Annotated in this window: 11 protein-coding genes and 6 pseudogenes; 11 read left to right on the forward strand and 6 right to left on the reverse strand. The window is 61.9% G+C overall.

All coding sequences use genetic code 11. From position 1 onward, the window contains the following. Positions 1-79 precede the first annotated feature (79 nt). The 6 genes and pseudogenes from AB4O25_RS02365 (at position 80) to otnI (ending at position 6955) form a co-directional block, all read left to right on the forward strand. The gene (locus AB4O25_RS02365) at positions 80-1381 is read left to right on the forward strand and encodes an Nramp family divalent metal transporter (protein ID WP_017528369.1); all 1302 of its coding nucleotides are present in this window, start codon (positions 80-82) and stop codon (positions 1379-1381) included. Between the two features lie 364 nt (positions 1382-1745). Continuing rightward, the gene (ltnD, locus tag AB4O25_RS02370; protein ID WP_017528370.1) at positions 1746-2651 is read left to right on the forward strand and encodes an L-threonate dehydrogenase; all 906 of its coding nucleotides are present in this window, start codon (positions 1746-1748) and stop codon (positions 2649-2651) included. A gap of 10 nt (positions 2652-2661) precedes the next feature. Then, positions 2662-3955, forward strand: a pseudogene (gene otnK / locus AB4O25_RS02375) (3-oxo-tetronate kinase). Next, a complete protein-coding gene (otnC, locus tag AB4O25_RS02380) occupies positions 3952-4596 on the forward strand; it encodes a 3-oxo-tetronate 4-phosphate decarboxylase (protein WP_017528372.1) in 645 nt (214 codons plus the stop codon). The pseudogene otnK and the gene otnC overlap by 4 nt, the downstream one beginning before the upstream one ends. Before the next feature lie 97 nt (positions 4597-4693). Continuing rightward, positions 4694-6154, forward strand: a complete 1461-nt coding sequence (locus AB4O25_RS02385) for a GntP family transporter (protein WP_017528373.1) — start codon at positions 4694-4696, stop codon at positions 6152-6154. Positions 6155-6169: 15 nt separating this feature from the next. Next, positions 6170-6955: pseudogene (gene otnI, locus AB4O25_RS02390) on the forward strand (2-oxo-tetronate isomerase). Between the two features lie 34 nt (positions 6956-6989). On the opposite strand, the gene AB4O25_RS02395 reads toward otnI, so the two are convergent. From AB4O25_RS02395 to AB4O25_RS02415, 5 genes and pseudogenes are all read right to left on the reverse strand, one after another. Next, positions 6990-7859, reverse strand: a complete 870-nt coding sequence (locus tag AB4O25_RS02395; protein WP_460150408.1) for a DeoR/GlpR family DNA-binding transcription regulator — start codon at positions 7857-7859, stop codon at positions 6990-6992. After that, a pseudogene (locus AB4O25_RS02400) lies at positions 7859-8467 on the reverse strand (methyl-accepting chemotaxis protein); the annotation flags it as partial. The gene AB4O25_RS02395 and the pseudogene AB4O25_RS02400, both read right to left, overlap by 1 nt. 396 nt (positions 8468-8863) lie before the next feature. After that, a pseudogene (locus tag AB4O25_RS02405) lies at positions 8864-9040 on the reverse strand (hypothetical protein); the annotation flags it as partial. Positions 9041-9057: 17 nt separating this feature from the next. After that, entirely contained in the window at positions 9058-9894 is an 837-nt protein-coding gene (locus AB4O25_RS02410; protein WP_460150410.1) for a cache domain-containing protein, read from the reverse strand. 142 nt (positions 9895-10036) lie between these two features. Continuing rightward, positions 10037-10926: pseudogene (locus AB4O25_RS02415) on the reverse strand (bestrophin family protein). A gap of 263 nt (positions 10927-11189) precedes the next feature. Here AB4O25_RS02415 and AB4O25_RS02420 point away from each other — a divergent pair. The 5 genes and pseudogenes from AB4O25_RS02420 to AB4O25_RS02440 all read left to right on the forward strand — a co-directional run bounded on the left by AB4O25_RS02420 (position 11190) and on the right by AB4O25_RS02440 (position 16914). Continuing rightward, complete coding sequence (locus AB4O25_RS02420) at positions 11190-12026, forward strand: hypothetical protein (protein ID WP_017528378.1); 837 nt, start codon at positions 11190-11192, stop codon at positions 12024-12026. Positions 12027-12050: 24 nt separating this feature from the next. Next, a pseudogene (locus AB4O25_RS02425) lies at positions 12051-13096 on the forward strand (GGDEF domain-containing protein). A 104-nt stretch (positions 13097-13200) separates the two neighbouring features. Then, a complete protein-coding gene (locus AB4O25_RS02430) occupies positions 13201-15336 on the forward strand; it encodes a TonB-dependent siderophore receptor (protein ID WP_460150411.1) in 2136 nt (711 codons plus the stop codon). A gap of 146 nt (positions 15337-15482) precedes the next feature. Further along, entirely contained in the window at positions 15483-15650 is a 168-nt protein-coding gene (locus AB4O25_RS02435) for a hypothetical protein (protein ID WP_460150413.1), read from the forward strand. Next, the gene (locus AB4O25_RS02440; RefSeq protein WP_460150414.1) at positions 15628-16914 is read left to right on the forward strand and encodes a hypothetical protein; all 1287 of its coding nucleotides are present in this window, start codon (positions 15628-15630) and stop codon (positions 16912-16914) included. The genes AB4O25_RS02435 and AB4O25_RS02440 overlap by 23 nt, the downstream gene beginning before the upstream one ends. A 102-nt stretch (positions 16915-17016) precedes the next feature. Here AB4O25_RS02440 and AB4O25_RS02445 read toward each other — a convergent pair whose 3' ends face one another. Next, a complete protein-coding gene (locus tag AB4O25_RS02445; RefSeq protein ID WP_017528382.1) occupies positions 17017-17739 on the reverse strand; it encodes a FadR/GntR family transcriptional regulator in 723 nt (240 codons plus the stop codon). Between the last annotated feature and the right edge of the window lie 14 nt (positions 17740-17753).

The following is a 17753-nucleotide window of genomic DNA, read 5'->3' on the forward strand; positions in this document are numbered from 1 at the left end:
AACCCCTATGGTTGTACGACGTCATATCAACTGTGTTCGACTAGCCGCGCTCTCACAAAAAAACAAAGGAGACTCTCCGATGACCGGTTTCCCTTCCATCGAAGGCAAGGCTGCGGCACCTGCGTCCGGCCGTGTTGTACGACTTCTAAAGCTGCTTGGCCCTGGCGTGATTGCCGTGCTGTCCTGGTTGGGAGCCGGTGATCTGATCACCTCCTCGGTGGCGGGCGCCAACTATGGCTACGCCATGATGTGGGTGCTGGCGGTGTCTCTGCTGCTCAGGTACCTGATCGTCAACATCATTGCGCGCTTCCAGTTATGCAATAACCGAGGCATGACGATCCTGCAGGGCTACGCCCAGTTGAACCCGTTTTTTGCCTGGTTCCTGCTGGTGTACGCATTGCTCATGGGGCACCTGATGAATGCCTACATGATCAAGGGGGCGGGTGAGGCCCTGGCCATGCTCTTCAAGACCGACTACGCACTGCTGTGTTCGGTGGCGGTGGTGCTGGCGGTGTGGATGCTGGTCGGGCGCAACATCTACTCGATGATCGAAGGCGTAATGAAAGGCCTGTTGGCAATCATGACCCTGGCATTCATTGCCTTGGCGGTCATGTCCGGGCCGGACATGGCAGGGATCGTCAAAGGCACGATCGGTTTCAGCATCCCGCCGGACGAGGGCGTGCATGGCGCGCTGCTGGTCGCGGTATCGGTGATCGGCGCGGTGGCGGGTTCGATCGCCAACTTCGTGCACCCGTATGTCATGCGCCAGAAGGGGTGGACGGGCCCGCAACACAAGCGCATCCAGCGTAACGACCTGCTGTTTGCGGTGTTCGTCGGCATTGTGATCAACCTGGCGATCTGGATCGTGGGTGCCGAAATCCTTCGGCCCAACGGTATCGAAGTGAAGACACTGGGCGATCTGGGCAAGGCGCTGGAAATCTTCTTTGGCCCGATTGGCTGGTACATCTTCTTCATCGGCGTGTTCGCCACGCTGTTTGCCAGCATCTCCGGCAAGACCACTGCGTTTCCGATGCTGATCACCGACGCGTTCCAGCACGTACGGCCAGGGCGGCGCGAGCGTTACGGCAAGCAATTCCACCATGACCCGATGCACAAGTGGTTCATGCTGTTCATCCTGGTGACCCCGTTGGTCTGGTCGCTGCCTGGCATGCCGGACTTCGTCACGCTGACCATCGGCGTCAGCGCGTTGAACATCATCGGGTTGCCGGTGATTTCCCTGGGCCTGCTGATCATGTCCAACCAGAAGTCGCTGCTCGGCAAGGAATACCGCAATAACCTGTTCGAGAACATCGCGCTGCTCTTCGCCACGGGGCTGGCACTGTGGGTAGCGTTCCAGCTCGGGGTAGACCTGTTCAGCTGATCTGCGTGGCTGTACGCGTCGCGCCTGTGCCGCGCGACGCGTACGGTACGTTCAACGAAACGCCGCCACTACCTCCTCGATACACCACGCCTGCGCCTTCCTTGTCCTGTGCATCATCGGCCCGCCTACACGCGGGCGTTGCTGCTTGTGTTCCATCACGTCCTTTCACACAAAGCCTGGCCGCCGGACGACGCGGGCATGCCGCCGGCCCTGCGCGAGGCGACAACGGCCAGGGCTACCGATGTTAAAAAATGTTAGATGGAAAAAATACTTCACATAATCCGTTCATTGGTGGATGATCGATCGCCATTCCAACGCGGCTCGCCGGTGTGGTGTCAGCCGCCGTTTTCCCCTGGAGTACCCCATGAATAATAAGAATGTCGGTGTGATCGGTTTGGGCGCGATGGGGCTGGGCATTGCCCGCTCGCTGTTGCGCGCAGGTTTCAATGTGCATGCGTGTGACGTGCGTGAAACGGTCACCCAGCAGTTCGCCGTCGAAGGCGGGGTGGCGTGTGCGTCGCCCGCGCAGATGGCGCAGGCCTGCGATGTGATCATCACGGTGGTGGTCAACGCCGAACAGACCGAGACCGTGCTGTTCGGTGAGGGCGGGGCGGTGGCGTCGCTACGTGCGGCCAGCCTGGTGATCGGCTGCGCCACCGTGGCGCCGACGTACGCCGTGGAGTTGGGGCAGCGCCTGGGCGAACACGGCCTGCTGTATCTGGATGCGCCGATTTCCGGTGGCGCGGCCAAGGCCGCCGCCGGTGAAATGACCATGATGACATCCGGCCCGCAGGCCGCCTACGCCAAGGCCGAAGCGGTGCTGGCGGGCATGGCGGGCAAGGTTTATCGCCTGGGCGACGTGCATGGCCTGGGCTCGAAGGTCAAGATCATCAATCAATTGCTGGCCGGGGTGCACATTGCCGCATCCGCCGAGGCCATGGCCCTGGGCCTGCGCGAAGGGGTCGATGCCGACGCCTTGTACGAAGTCATCACCCACAGTGCCGGTAACTCCTGGATGTTCGAGAACCGCGTGCCGCACATTCTCAAGGCCGACTACACGCCGCTGTCGGCGGTGGATATTTTCGTCAAGGACCTGGGCCTGGTGCTCGATACCGCCCGCGCCAGCAAGTTTCCGCTGCCGCTGTCGGCCACGGCGCACCAAATGTTCATGCAGGCGTCCAGCGCCGGTTTCGGCCGCGAGGACGACTCGGCGGTGATCAAGATTTTCCCGGGTATCGACCTGCCCACCGCCAAGCCCGAGCCTGTTTGAGGAACGCCGCATGACTGACTCCAACGCACGTCCCTTGCTGGGCTGCATCGCCGACGATTTCACCGGCGCCACCGACCTTGCCAACAGGCTGGGTGCGCGGCGGTATGCGCACGGTGCAGAGTATTGGTATCCCCAGCCGCGAAGTCGCCCAGGGGCTGGAGGCCGACGCCATCGTCATCGCGCTCAAGTCGCGCACCACGCCCGCAGCCGAGGCGGTCGAGCAATCGCTGGCCGCGCTGGACTGGCTGCGCGGGCAGGGCTGCGAGCAGATCTTCTTCAAGTACTGCTCAACCTTTGACTCCACCGCCGCCGGTAATATCGGCCAGGTCAGCGAGGCGTTGCTCAAGGCGCTGGGCAGCGATTTCACGCTGGCGTGCCCGGCGTTTCCAGAAAACGGCCGCACGATTTTCCGCGGTCACTTGTTTGTGCAAGACCAGTTGCTCAGCGAGTCCGGCATGCAGCACCACCCGCTGACGCCCATGGGCGATGCGAACCTGGTGCGCGTGCTGCAACAGCAGACGCAATTGCCGGTCGGTTTGTTGCGCTACGACACGCTCGCTGCGGGGGTTGATGCCGCCCGCGCCAAGATCGTCGAACTGCGCGGGCAAGGCGTGGGCATCGCCATCGCCGACGCGCTGTCGGACCAGGACCTTTACACCCTGGGCAGTGCGTGCGCTGACTTGCCGTTGCTCACCGGCGGCTCGGGCCTGGCTTTGGGCCTGCCGGGCAATTTCCGCCGCGCCGGTAAACTGGGCGACTTCGATGTCACGGCATGCCCCACGGTCAGCGGTGGCGAGGTGGTGCTCGCCGGCAGCGCCTCGGTGGCGACCCTCGGCCAGGTGGCGGCCTGGTGCGAAGCGGGGCGCCCGGCGTTGCGTCTTGACCCCATCGCCCTGGCTAACGGCGAACCGGTGGTGGCGCAAGCGCTGGCCTTTGCCCGCGACAGTGCCGACACCGTATTGATCTATGCCACCAGCACCCCGGACGAGGTCAAGGCGGTGCAGCAACAACTGGGTGTCGAACGCGCCGGAGCCCTGGTGGAAGATGCACTGGGCGAGATCGCTGCCGGTTTGCGTCAAGAGGGCGTTCGACGCTTTGTGGTGGCGGGCGGCGAAACGTCCGGCGCGGTGGTCAAGGCGCTTGGCGTCACCCTGTTGCAGATCGGCGCGCAGATTGATCCCGGCGTGCCGGCCACGGTGAGCAGTTGCGCCGAACCGCTGGCGCTGGCGCTGAAATCGGGCAACTTCGGGGGGCGCGACTTCTTTGCCAAAGCCCTGGCGCAACTGGCGGGAGGCGCCCAATGAGCGCCATCAACGAGCAGGCCCTGCGCGAAGAAATCTGCGACGTGGGCCGCAGCCTTTACCAACGCGGTTACACCGTCGGCAGCGCCGGCAATATCAGTGCGCGCCTGGACGATGGTTGGCTGATCACCCCCACCGATGTCTGCCTGGGTCGCCTGGTGCCCGGGTGCATTGCCAAGGTCAATCTTGACGGCGAATGGGTGTCGGGTGACAAGCCGTCAAAAACCCTGGCCCTGCACCGCCAGGTGTATGACCGCAACCCGGCGGTGGGCGGCGTGGTGCATACCCATTCGACGCATCTGGTGGCGCTGACCCTGGCCGGAGTGTGGCGGGCGGACGATATCCTGCCGCCGCTCACGCCTTATCAGGTGATGAAAGTCGGGCACATTCCGCTGATTGCGTACCAGCGCCCCGGCTCGCCCAACGTCGCCGAGCAAGTGGCGCAACTGGCCAACAGCGTGCGTGGCGTGATGCTCGAACGCCTCGGGCCGGTGGTGTGGGAAAGCTCGGTGGCCAAGGCCAGCTATGCCCTGGAAGAGTTGGAAGAAACCGCACGCCTGTGGTTGATGAGCAACCCCCGGCCCGAGCCGCTTGGCCAGGCCGCATTGGATGAACTGCGCGAGACGTTCGGCGCGCACTGGTAACCCGTAGACCGACATTGCAAGCACCACTCGAGAACCGCCCGCGGCGCTCGATGGGGCCCGCTTGCGCCCAAAAACAATAACAACAGGACATTTACCAATGAGCCCATTGATTTTGATGTTGACCGCCGGCGCGGGCATCGCGCTGCTACTGTTTCTGGTCCTCAAGTACAAATTCCAGCCGTTTGTCGCGCTGATGCTGGTGAGCATCGTGGTAGCGCTGGTCGCCGGGGTGAAACCGGCTGATCTGGTGGCGACCATCGAAGGCGGCATGGGCAAGACCCTCGGCCATATCGCGATCATCATCGCCCTGGGCGCCATGATCGGACGCATCATTGAGCTGTCCGGCGGGGCCGAGGCCTTGGCCAAGTCGTTGATCGAGCGGTTTGGCAACAGCCGTACGCCGCTGGCGCTGACCATTGCCGGGTTCATCATCGGCGTGCCGGTGTTCTTTGAAGTGGGGGTAATTATCCTGATGCCGCTGGCCTATGGTGTCGCACGCCGGGCACGCAAGCCGTTGCTGGTGTTTGCGTTGCCGATGTGCGCGGCGCTGCTGACGGTGCATGCGTTTTTGCCGCCCCATCCGGGCGCGGTGGCGGCGGCCAGCCAATTGGGTGCGGACCTGGGCCGGGTGTTGATGTTCGGTCTGCCGATCACCGCCTTGCTGTGCTACGTCGGTTACCGCGTGGCGGGGCGCATGACGCGGCGCTTCTACCCGATGACCGACGACATCCGCGCCGAAGTCTACGGCCCTCATGTCACCAATGAAGACCTGCGCGCCTGGACCCACGGTAACGACAACGCGGTGCAACAGGCCGGCGTTGCCGAAGCCCCGATGGGCCTGGAAGAATCCACCAGCGCTATCGTCGCCAAGCTGCCGCCGGCCCCGGCGCCGGGCTTTGGCCTGATCGTCAGCCTGATTCTGCTGCCTATCGTATTGATCCTGTTGGGCACCCTGGCCACCTCGTTGCTGCCGGTTGAATCGGCACTGCGCGGGGTGATGACGGTGCTCGGTGCGCCCCTGGTGGCGCTGTTGATCGACACCTTGTTGTGCGCCTGGCTGCTGGGCTCGCGCCGGGGCTGGAGCCGCAGCCAGGTGTCGGACGTGATCGGCTCGGCTTTGCCGGGCGTGGCCATGGTGATCCTCATCGCCGGCGCCGGTGGGGTGTTCGGTAAAGTGCTGGTGGACACCGGGATCGGCGCGGTGGTCTCCGACCTGTTGCGTACTACCGGGCTGCCGGTGCTGGCCCTGGGTTTCCTGCTGACCATGCTGTTGCGCGCGGTACAGGGCTCCACCACCGTCGCCCTGGTGACCACGGCCGGTATCATCAGCCCGCTGATCGCCACCCTCAACCTGACGCCCAATCACCTGGCGCTGCTGTGCCTGGCCATGGGCGGTGGCGGGCTGGCCATGTCGCACATCAACGACGCCGGCTACTGGATCTTCACCAAACTCGCCGGGCTCAATGTGGCCGATGGGCTGCGAACGTGGACCGTCATCACCACCTTGCTGGGTACCCTGGGTTTCGTGATTACACTGCTGATCTGGCCTTTTGTCTGATTTTCGGGAGTTTCTATGCCTCGTTTCGCTGCCAACCTGAGCATGCTGTACCCGCAACATGAGTTTCTCGACCGCTTCGGTGCCGCCAGGGCCGATGGTTTTGACGCGGTGGAGTACCTGTTTCCCTATGACTACCCCGCCGAGGTGCTTGGCCAGCGCCTGAGGGACAACGGCCTGGTGCAGGCCCTGTTCAACGCGCCGCCCGGTGACTGGGCGGCGGGGAGCGGGGTATCGCGACCCTGCCGGGGCGCGAGGCCGAGTTCCGCCGTGGCTTTGATCGCGCCCTGGAATACGCCGCCGTGCTGGGCAACAACCGCGTGCATGTCATGGCCGGCTTGCTGCCCTCGGAAGACCTGCGCCAGCGACATCACGCGGTGTACCTGCAAAACCTGGCCTACGCCAGCGCGGCGGCGGCCAAGGTCGGCGTCACGGTATTGCTGGAGCCGATCAATACGCGCGACATGCCGGGGTTTTTCCTCAATCGCCAGGACCAGGCCCAGGCCATCTGCAGGGAAGTCGGCGCAAGCAACCTCAAGGTTCAGTTCGACTGCTACCACTGTCAGATCGTCGAAGGCGACGTAGCCACCAAACTGCGCCGCGATTTCGACGGTGATTGGCCATATCCAGATTGCCGGCGTACCGGACCGCCACGAGCCCGACCAGGGCGAGTTGAACTACCCGTTCCTGTTCGAACTGCTCGACCGGTTGGGCTACGACGGCTGGGTGGGCTGCGAGTACCGGCCAAAGGGCGATACCTCGGCGGGCCTGACATGGTTGCGGGACTGGAAAGCCGCCCACTAGTCGCGTGGGAGGGGGCAGTGTGCCAACCACCCCATCAGCCAGCCCTGCCACCGCCATCCAAGCCTCGCCATTGCTCGGGGCTGCATGCCGGCGACGGATCGCCCGGCAGCATCAATTCAATGCCACGCTTGCGGATGCCATCGGCCGCTGCGGGGGCGAGGGCGTCGTCGCTGATGATTACGTCGAACGGCTCCAGCCCGGCGATGCGGTACATGCTGAAGGTGCCGTACTTGGAGCCGCTGGCCACCAGCACCACTTGAGCCGCCGATTGCATGGCCACTTGCTTGACCTCGACTTTCAGCGCCGAAGGTGTGGTGATGCCCCGGTGCAGATCCCAGGAACTGGTCGATACAAACGCAATGTCCGTGACCACCTGGCGCAGCGTCGCCACGGCCAGCCCGCCGACCGAGGAGTGATTGTCGTGGTCCAGCTGGCCGCCGGTGTGGATCACCATGACCTGCGGCGCATCCATCAAGGCCTGTACGATCCCGAAGTCATTGGTCACCACCGTCATGCCGGACAGCGCCTTGATATACGGGACGATCTCCAATGTGCTGGTGCCGGCGTCCAGGTATACCGTCATGTCCGCGTGCAATAGCCGCGCGGCTAGCCGTGCCATGGCCTGCTTTTGCGGCAGTTCCACGACGGCTTTGGATTGATGGCTGGGTTCGCTGTGTAACTGGCTGGCGATACGCACCCCGCCGGTGACGGAGTACGCGCGGCCTTCCTGCTCCAGCAAGGCGATGTCGCGGCGCACGGTCATGTGCGAGCAATCGAACATCTCCATCAACTGGTGCACGCTCATCACCTGATGCTTGCGCAACTGCCGCAGGATTTGCTCACGGCGCTGCTCGGGAATCATCGGGGCGCTGCTGTCGGCGGCCGTGTCCTTGGGGTTGGGCATTAAGGCTCCGGGGTGGTTGGGCAAAGGGCGGGAAACGCGTGGCTATAGTAGCCAATACACGCCCCCGCAGGCGACCCCGGTGTGACAGCGGCTAGAACTTGAAGCGACCCACCAGGCCCTTGAGCTGACCGGAAATATCGGTCAGGCGGCCCTGAGCCGGTTTGCGCCGAATGCGCAAAGCCTTCCACCAACTGCGCATCGGCATGGATCTGTGCGATGTGGCGGTTGATCTCTTCGGCAACCTGGTGCTGTTCCTCGGCCGCGGTGGCGATCTGGGTGTTCTGGTCGCGGATCGAGTCCACCGAGCCGCGGATCTTGTCGAAGCTGTCGCGGGCCTGCTGGATGCGCTCCACGCTGGTGTGAGACACCAGCAGGCTGCCTTGCATCTGCTGCGTGACTTCCTGGGTGCGGCGAGCGAGGTTGCCCAGCAGGCTGTCGATTTCGCCGGTGGAATCGGCGGTGCGGCGTGCCAGCGCGCGGACTTCATCGGCGACCACGGCAAAACCCCGGCCCTGGTCACCGGCGCGCGCGGCTTCGATGGCGGCGTTGAGCGCCAGCAGGTTGGTCTGCTCGGCAATCGAACGGATGGTGTCGAGGATGGTGTTGATGTTCTGGCTGTCCTGCTCCAGCAACTGCATGGTCTGGGTCGATTTCTGCAGGTCTTCGCTGAGCTTGAGCACGCTGCCGGTGGCTTCGCCGATGTGCTGTTGGCCGTCGTGCACGTCGCGGTAGCCTTCATCGGCGCTGGTTGCCGCGGCGCTGCACGAACGCGCCACTTCATTGGCGGTAGCGACCATTTCGTTGAACGCAGTGCTCACCAGTTCCACCGCTTCGCGCTGGCGGCCGGCAGCCTGGTTCATGTTGTTGGCCACTTCGCTGGTGTCGGCGGCGGCACTTTGCAGGTCCGACGATGCGTTGCCGATGCGCTGCACCAGTTGCGCGATCATGCTCAGGAACTGGTTGAACCAGCCCGCCAGGCTGGCGGTCTCGTCCTTGCCCTGCACCTTGAGCTGGCGCGTGAGGTCGCCTTCGCCTTCGGCGATCTCTTGCAGGCCGTCGGCCACGCCGCGAATCGGCCGCACGATCACTCGGGCGAAGCTGGCGCCGACGATGGCGAAGACCACGGCGAGTACCGCCGCGATGGCACCGATCAGCCAGGTCAGGCGGGTCGCTTCGGCCATCACTTCATCGCGCTTGATCAGGCCGATAAAGCGCCAGCCCAGGTCTTTGAGCTGACCACGTTGGCCATGTAGGCCACGCCGTCGATGTCGATCTGGGTCACGCCGTCGCTGCGCTTGGCCAGTTCGGCGTAGTTGGGGCCCAGCTCGGCCAGGGGTTTGAAGTTGTGCTTGGCATCGCTGGGGTCCACCAGCACGTTGCCGTTGCCTTCCACCAGCATGAGGTAGCCGCTGTCGCCCAGCTTGATGTTGCGCACCAGTTCGGTGAGCTGCTTGAGCGACACATCCAGGCCGACCACACCGAGGATGTTGCCGCTGGCATCGGCGACGGTGTGTACGGTGCCAATCAACACCACGTCGTCCGGCGCCCAGTATAGGCGCCGGTACGCACGGTGGCGCCGGGGGCGGCGATGGCCGCTTTGTACCAGGGGCGCACACGTGGGTCGTAGTTGTTCAGTTTGGTGTCGTCCGGCCAACTGGCGTAGCCCGCCGTCGCTCAGGCCCAGGGACAGGTAGGCGGTGGTGGGATGGCTTTTGGCGAACTGGTCGAAAATCGCCAGCAGCTCTTTGTTGGTCTGGGTCAGCGGGATTTGCGCCGCATCGGCGCCGGCGTAGCTCTTGAGGTCCTTGGCCGCGACAACGCGCGGGTCCTTGGCCACGAAATCGACGTTCTGGCTGATGCCGTCGAAGAACTGCTTCATGCCGTTGTCGATCTGGCGTATTTCGCGACCGCTGCTGTCGAGGAAATTGGCCAGGGCCCCCTCGCGCAGATTCAGCACTACCAACACGGCCACGAGTATGACCGGAAGGCACGCGATTGCCGCGAACGCCCAGGTCAACTTCTGCTTGATATTCATGACTTCACCTGCGGGTATTTGTAGTTTTGGCAAGGAGAAACGCTAGTGCTGAACGCCGCATGTGTTGTTATGAGGGGATATGGCCATGCGTACCCTTGGTTTATCGACCGGTAGGGCACGCACTTTAGGGCGCGAGGTGTGATCAGCCGATTTGGTCGTCGGCCAGGGCGTCGCGGCGCATCGATTGCAGGTTCTTTTCGATGGTTTCGCAGATGGCTTCCATCTGGATCTGGTGTTCGCTGGAGCGAAACGGGCTTTGCAGATCGGTGCCGATGCGTTCGATGGCCAACAGCATGAAGCCCACCACCGTCGACGCCAACGGCGTGAACCAGCCCAGGGACTCCACCAGGCCCACCGGTACGATCAGGCAGAACAACGAAATAAACAGCCGTGGAAAATACACGTAAGGGTAGGGCAGGGGCGTGTTGGCGATACGCTCCATGCCGCCTTGGGCGTTGGACAGGTCCACCAGCGTCGACTCCAACCGCGCCAGGCGAATGCTGTCCAGGTGCCCGGCCTTGTATTCGCGAGCCAACAACGCCGCCGAACCGGTGAGGATATCGTTGGCAAAATTATTGGTGGCGCCGTTGCGCGCGAATTCGTCGGTGGGGATGAACGCGCGTACTTCATCCGGGCACGGCTCGCCCTTGAGGTGTGCGGCCAGGCAGTTCACATAGGCCACATGGCGGCGCAGCAGGGTGGATTTGGTCGGGTTCACGTCGCTGCCGGGGTCGTCCAGCAGGGTCAGTACCTGGCGCGCAAAGCTACGTGAGTTGTTGACCATCGCGCCCCACAGGTCCGCGCCTCCCACCAGCGGTTGTAGGCACTGCTGTTGCGAAAACTGATCAACACAATCAGCGCCGAACCCAGCAAGGTGAGCGGCATCAGCGGCAAGTTGACCTTGGCGTTGAGAAACAGCATGAAATCCACCGTGACGGCGATATCCCACAGCAGCAGCCAGAACAGCGACCAGCCTACGTAACCCATGGTCTTGATGATCAAACGGTATTTTTTGATGATGGCGGCTTTCAAACGACAACCTCGCGGTGAACGGTAAGCAAACAGTGCCTTAGCTCGGACGCCGGGCTGGGGGGGAAGGTTCGAAGGCTCACTGAAACGGTTAAGCCACTCAGGCATTTTCGGAACAATTTTGGTAGCGACGCTGTCCGTTGGCGTAATTACGATAGATTGCGCTCAAGGCAAAAAGCCATTACCGGTACTGCAATTGAGATCAGTGAATCCAAGTTGTTTGATCAGGGCTCTTTCTCATGTGTGGCAGTTCGTTGAAGTTGGCAATGGAGCATTCGGCGCAAGCGTTTGAGCGTCATGAAAAGTTTGAAGCGTGCGTGCGCAATCATTACATAATGTTGCTGGAGCCCTATTCAAAGAGACCGTTTTTTTACAAGACCGCGTTAAAGTTCAGCCGTTTGATGGTGTCCTTTACGCTGTTGAGCACTTATTTCTCCAAGCCCGTGCCGTTACTCTCCGAGGTCAAAGAGTTTTGCATGACGCGCGGGTTCTGTTCGGGAAACAGTTTGGAGTCGATCTTCCTGTTGTTCCGGGCGCTGGGGTTCATGAAGGTCACGGGCCATTCCGATGACAGCCGCTTGCGGGTATTCAGGCCTTCGTCCCAGGCCTGCCGGGAGATCAGGCTGATGCTCGCGTCCGTGGTGGAGCCACTGGGCGTGATGTGCCCCGAAAAGTCCGTTGTCGCGCAAATGGTGGGGTTGGATGACCGCACTTACCTGGCACGTTATTTCAAAGGTTTTTCGGTTCTGCTGACGCACAACGCGACCATCGATCTGTTACTGCCTGACTGTTATTGGCTGGTAAAGCGCGATGCCGGGCACATGTTGATGTTGGCGATTTATAACGATGCCTGTGCGCCGGATAACCAGGGTGCAAGTTTCAGGTCGTCTTCCTATCTTGCAATCGCAGAGCAGTTATCGGTGTCCAAAACCCATGTTATTCGTTTGGTACAAGAGGGCGCGGACCGGGGATATTTCAAGATTCATTCAAAGACCCAACTTGAAGTGCTGCCGCCGTTTATTTATTTGGTCAGACGCTTTATGGCGTATTCGTTTGCGACGTGCTTACACAGCCTTCAGTTGAGCCAGGCCGATAGTACATAGGCAACTAATACAGGGAAGGAAATCATGCCGGCTATTTTGAAGCTCAGGCCGCGAATGCAGCGCTTGTTATCGCCTGCAGTCACCCAGGCCGAATTGCTCGGAATCATCGCTTGGTTGGGGGTGTTGCTGGCGAGCCCGGTGATATGGGGGCTGGACCTGATGGCGATCACGCTGGGCTTGCTGATCGTGTTTGGCTGCCATCGCGTGGCGGTCAATTATCGGGTGTGGCGCTCTATTGGGCGTGGTCTACGCGGTGCTGCTCTGCGCCGGCTTCGCCTACGTGATCAGCGCCAACGTTGAACTGCAGGTGTTTGCCTTACCGCTCGCGGTGACAGTGGTCATCAGCAGCGCCATCCTCTTTATCGCCGTCGCGGATTTTCTGCTTTTGCGCGGCATTGGTGTGGGCCGTGCTGTGGCCCACCATCACGGCGGGTTTTTACCCGGGTGCGCAGACCTATCTGTTCATCTTCTGCTTATCGTCGGTGTCGATTGGTTTCATCCTGAGCTTCTCCTACTTGAAAAACCTGCGCTCAGTGTTGTTGGTGGAAAGTGAGTTTCGTGAATTGGCCCAGACTGATTACTTGACCTCCATCCTCAACCGGCGCGCTTTCATGGAGAGCTTCGCCAAGTTGATCGCCGCCAATGAAGGCGGCTGGTTCATGATGTTGGATATCGACAGTTTCAAATTGAAAAACGATCAGTTCGGCCACGATGTTGGCGACAGGATTCTCTGCGCCATGGCCGCCAGCCTCAAAAACACCCCAGGCAGCCACAGTTTCGGCAGGATCGGCGGCGAAGAGTTCGGTGTGTTGGTGCTGGGGGATGACCCTTGGGCTGCCGGCGATTTCGCACTGCGCCTGTTGCAGGCGATTCGCAGCAGCGTCGCGCCGCCCCATCATTACACTTGCAGTGCAGGCATGACGCGTTTCTCGGCGGGTGCCGACATGTCGGCGGTCCTCAAGTGTGCCGACCGCAACCTGTACACCGCCAAGGGTAATGGCAAGGATTGTGTGTACCTGGATGGCGCGCGGGTGCGGGAGAACGTCACAAAGCGGATACCCAAAAAATAACGAATGAGAATAGATATCAAACAAGAATGCGTTGATATACCATGCGCCGCGAATTCTTGGCAGGTTTGCCGCCCCATCTGGCTCATTCACTAGGTGCAACATCCATGCGTCGTACCCTGATTTCCATCTGCGTGCTTCAGGCGTTTTCGCCTTTTACCTGGGCAGAGGTTTCGCCCACCGAAAAAGCCAGCCTCGAACTGCAAGCGACCAACGTGACCGGCGCCGCGGACTACGAGACGGCGCAGGGGCCGGTCAAGGGCTACCACGCCACGCGTTCAGCGAGTGCGACGCGCACCGATACCTCGATTCATGAAACCCCGCAGTCGATCAGCGTGGTGTCCAAGGACGTGGTCGAGGACATCGGTGCGACCCGTCTGCAAGACGCCCTGGATTACGCTGGCGGTGTGGGCCGGGCCAACAACTTTGGCGGGCAGGGGCTTACCAGTTTCACCGTGCGTGGCTTTACCACAGCCGAGTTTTATCGCAATGGGTTCCCCGTAAACCGCGGCTATCCGGCCACCCCCGACGCCAATACCATCGAACGCCTTGAAGTGCTGCGCGGCCCGGCGACCATGCTGTACGGTCGTGGCGATCCCGGCGGCACCTTCAATGTGGTGTCCAAGCAGCCGCTGGCCGAACGCACTGTGACCCTTGGCAGCCAATTGAATGACCAGGGCATGAAGCGCGGCACCCTGGATGCCTCCGGCCCGCTGGACGAAGAAGGCCGCCTGGCCTATCGCCTCAACGTGGTGGGCGAGGGCGGCGACACCTTCCGTGATCACGTTGAGACCGAACGCTACGGCGTAGCCCCGGTGATCACCTGGCAGGCCACCGATGCGACCAAGGTGATCTTCGAGGGTGATTTCATACGCAACAATCACCCGCTGGACCGTGGTTTGACGCGTTTCGCGAACCAGCGCAGTACCCCGTCGCGGGACACGTTCTGGGGCGAAAAATACGCCGGTGATCTGCACAACGATAACAATGTGGCGCAGTTGCGCTTTGAGCACATGCTCAACGACAACTGGACCCTGGGCGGTGGCTTCCAATGGTTGGACGGCACCATGAAAGGCAATGGCGTAGAGGCTAACAACGCCAATAGCCTGGGCGCCGATGGGCGTACCCTTCAGCGCAACTTCAACTATCGCAAGTTGGAGTGGACCGACAAGGACTACCAACTCAATCTGACGGGGCACTTCTCCACCGGTGGGCTGGAGCACACGCTGCTCACTGGCGTCGAATACGAAGACTACGACTACAAGTCAATCATCCAGCGCTCCAGCCTTGCAGCCGGAACTTTTCCGATCGATATTTTCAACCCGGTCTATGGTCAGCCACGCCCGGCACTGACCCGTACGCCGACCCACGATAAGGAAAACCTCAAGACCTACGCGGCCTTCGTGCAGGACCAGGTGGCCCTGACTGAACGCTTGAAAGTCCTGGCTGGCGCGCGTTTTGAACGGTTTGAGCATGACTACGAAAGTTATGTGCCCGGCGTGAACCCTTTTCAGACCGCAGAAAACGCCGTCACCCCACGCGTGGGGGTGATCTATGACCTCACCGATACCGTGGCGGTCTATGCCGATGCCGCACGCTCGTTCAAGCCCAACACTGGTGCTGCGCGCGAAGGCGGTGGCTTCGAGCCGGAAAAGGGCAAATCCTACGAGATGGGCATCAAGTGGGAAGCTCTGGATCGCCAACTGAGCGTCGACGCGGCGATCTATCAGATCGAGAAAAAGAACGTACTCACCACCGATCCGGTGATCAGCACCTTCAGCGTCGCGGCGGGTGAAGTGCGCAGCCGAGGGTTCGACCTGAACGTTGCCGGCAATCTCACCCCTGAGTGGCGTGTGATCGGTGGCTATGCCTATGTGGACGCCGAGGTCACCAAGGACAATGCGATCCGATCCGGTACGCGCCTGCTGAACATCCCGCGCAACAGCTTCAGCCTGCTCAACGTGTATGAGTTCCAGGACGGCGCCCTCAAGGGCCTGGGCCTGGGTGCCGGCGGCAAATACGTCGACCAGCGTGCGGGCCAGACCGCCAACACGGCGTTTTCCATGGACGCCTACACCGTCGTCGACCTCCTCAGCTACTACAAAGTCAACGAGCAAGTACGCCTGAACCTGGACGTGAAGAACCTGTTCAATCGTGAATACGAAGAAGGCGCCTTCGGCAATATCTACGCCTATCCCGGCGCGCCGCGCACGGTGCAGGTGGGTATCTCCTACTCCCTGTAATTCTGCCTGGTGGCGTGCATCATCCGCGGGTGTTTGCACGCCACCTCACAGTCTCGGCAGAAAACCCCGCGTTCCCTCAAATAAGCGTTTACCGCTTGCCCGATAGATGAGAAAACCGTGCCCATTTTCCCGGAGATGGACATCCCATGCCTCGTTCAATCCTTATCCCCCGCCTGGTCGTCGCGCTGCTGGTCGGCGCTGCGCTGTGGTACATGTGGATTATCACCGGCCCCAAGCTGGAAATCGGCGGCGCCAGCCTGGATCAGCAGGCGGGGGGGGGGGGTGGGGGGCTTGCAGGGCCTGACGCCACGTGATTTTGGCGAGTCGGGAACCGGCGTGGTGGTGACGGCTCAAGGCACATGGTTGGTGGGGCTGGTAGACGACGAATATCACACCTTCGAACCGTCCGCCGGGCCGGTAAACCTGACCGAGCAGCTCTACGGCAAGGCGCCGAAGGCGCCGCAAGAGCAAAACACCTATTTCGGCTATTTCTCGCGCAGCAAGCCCCAGACCACCATCGTGTCGCGGCTGGAGGCTGACGGCCAGTTCAAGCAAGTGGCCCAGCTCAGCGGCGCCGCATCCCTGGTGGCCAGTGCCGATGGCGCGCGCGTGTTGCTGCTCACCGACCTCAAGCGGCCCAACGGGGCCGATGGCCAGGTGGTGTTCACCAGTGATGACCAAGGCAAGACCTGGACCTTGTTGGCCGGCGAACTATTCCCCGCGATAGGGGGCGCGCTGATGCTGCTCGATCCGTACTTTTACAGCAAGGACGAGGTCTGGGCCTGGAGCTTCCCCGATGAGATGGAGGATGAATCCAACCGTGTATCGACCGGGGTGTATTACTCCGCCGATGGCGGCCTGCACAGTACGTTGATCGCGACGCCACACCCGCTGGTGGTAGGGCGTGAATACGTGAGCCGCAAACGCCCGGATATCAAGCAGTGGCACGACTCGAACGATCAGGTGACCCACGTGCTGCAACTGGATGCCCGACGCGCCTACATCTGGGTGTCCCAGCGCTTCTGGGGCGTCGCCCCCGATGACAAGGGTGGCAATGTGAGCGTCAGCGTCACCACGCGCGTGGAACTGACGCGCGTGGACGGGCAATGGCAGACGGGCACTGCCCAGCGTGAAGACGACCTGTACATCACCGACCTTGCCAACAATGGCGCGGGGCGTGTGCTTGGCCTGATCGACCATGGCCCGGATGGGCAGGCCGTGGTCGCTGAAATGAACACCACCACCCTGGCCTGGCAACCTTTGGGCGAGGTGCCCAATGTGTTCTCGCCATTGGCCGCCAGCACCGTGGCCCAAAAACTGTGGGTGGGGCGCAACAGCCTGATGATCAGCACCTACAGCCAACATCAACCCCCGCGCTGGCTGTACTGGTGGGGCAAGGCGAGCATCTCGTCGGGGGCGGTGTTCTATTCCACGAACTGGGGCCAGTCGTGGAGACGTCTGGCGCTGGACGGTGCTGAACACGGCATCCGCGGCTTCGACGGCGCCAGCGACCGCGTGTTCTGGGCCAGGCAAAGTCACCTTTACGACGTCGGCATTCACGCCTACGGCTTGCGTTAAAGCGCTTGCGGGACGTGTGGGCAGGCCCACGCTCTCAAGATAGGTGAAACTCCAAATATGGGAGGGAGCAAGCCTCCTCCCACATTTGGCTCTCCAGTGGCTTTAAAGCGGCGTCAACACATTCATCACCGTATCCAGCGCCACTCGCGTGTCATCCAACTGCACCAGCGAGGCATGCCGCGCGCCCAGTGCGTCGCGGTTTTGGATCGCGGTGAGGATCGCCTTGTGCCGGGGCAGGCTCAAGCCCTGAATGTCCGGGCGCCGGTTGGTGATGTTGATCGATTCGCGCAGCGGCAACGACAGCATGTTGCACATGTACGCGAGCAGATCGTTGCGCGTGGCGTCGGCGATAGCGCGGTGGAAGTCCAGGTCGGCCTGTAGCAGGTCTTCGTGGGTCTTCGCGGTTTCCATGCCGCAGTAGGCCTTCTCGATAATGGCGATGTCTTCATCGGTGGCCGTGGTCGCGGCCATGGCGGCGATTTCCGGTTCGAGGATGCGCCGCACACCCGCCAGGGTATTGAAGAACTCGCTATGGGGCGTGGACTGCATCAGCCAGGACAGCACGTCCGGGTCGAGCAAGTGCCACTTCAAGCGCGGCCGCACCACCGCGCCCACCCTGGGCTTGGAATACACCAGGCCCTTGGCGCTGAGCACTCGCGTGGCTTCACGCAGCACCGAGCGGCTGACCTTGTACTCCTCGCAGAGCGTGGCCTCCATGGGCAGCCTTTCTTCGGGCTTGAAGCGACCGGAAACGATGTGCATGCCCAAGTCCTGAACGATCTGGGCATGCATGCTCTTGCGCGGCTTGGGCGGCTGGTGATCCATAACGGGCGGGATGC

The sequence above is a fragment of the Pseudomonas sp. S3_A03 genome, from assembly GCF_054668275.1.

Bases quoted from the DNA above. Each gene is read 5' to 3' on its own strand.
- AB4O25_RS02410 (WP_460150410.1), bottom strand. From the start codon at position 9,894: ATGAATATCAAGCAGAAGTTGACCTGGGCGTTCGCGGCAATCGCGTGC.
- AB4O25_RS02445 (WP_017528382.1), bottom strand. From the start codon at position 17,739: ATGGATCACCAGCCGCCCAAGCCGCGCAAGAGCATGCATGCCCAGATC.
- AB4O25_RS02430 (WP_460150411.1), top strand. From the start codon at position 13,201: ATGCGTCGTACCCTGATTTCCATCTGCGTGCTTCAGGCGTTTTCGCCT.
- AB4O25_RS02395 (WP_460150408.1), bottom strand. From the start codon at position 7,859: ATGCCCAACCCCAAGGACACGGCCGCCGACAGCAGCGCCCCGATGATT.
- otnC (WP_017528372.1), top strand. From the start codon at position 3,952: ATGAGCGCCATCAACGAGCAGGCCCTGCGCGAAGAAATCTGCGACGTG.
- AB4O25_RS02435 (WP_460150413.1), top strand. From the start codon at position 15,483: ATGCCTCGTTCAATCCTTATCCCCCGCCTGGTCGTCGCGCTGCTGGTC.
- AB4O25_RS02365 (WP_017528369.1), top strand. From the start codon at position 80: ATGACCGGTTTCCCTTCCATCGAAGGCAAGGCTGCGGCACCTGCGTCC.
- AB4O25_RS02385 (WP_017528373.1), top strand. From the start codon at position 4,694: ATGAGCCCATTGATTTTGATGTTGACCGCCGGCGCGGGCATCGCGCTG.
- ltnD (WP_017528370.1), top strand. From the start codon at position 1,746: ATGAATAATAAGAATGTCGGTGTGATCGGTTTGGGCGCGATGGGGCTG.
- AB4O25_RS02420 (WP_017528378.1), top strand. From the start codon at position 11,190: ATGGAGCATTCGGCGCAAGCGTTTGAGCGTCATGAAAAGTTTGAAGCG.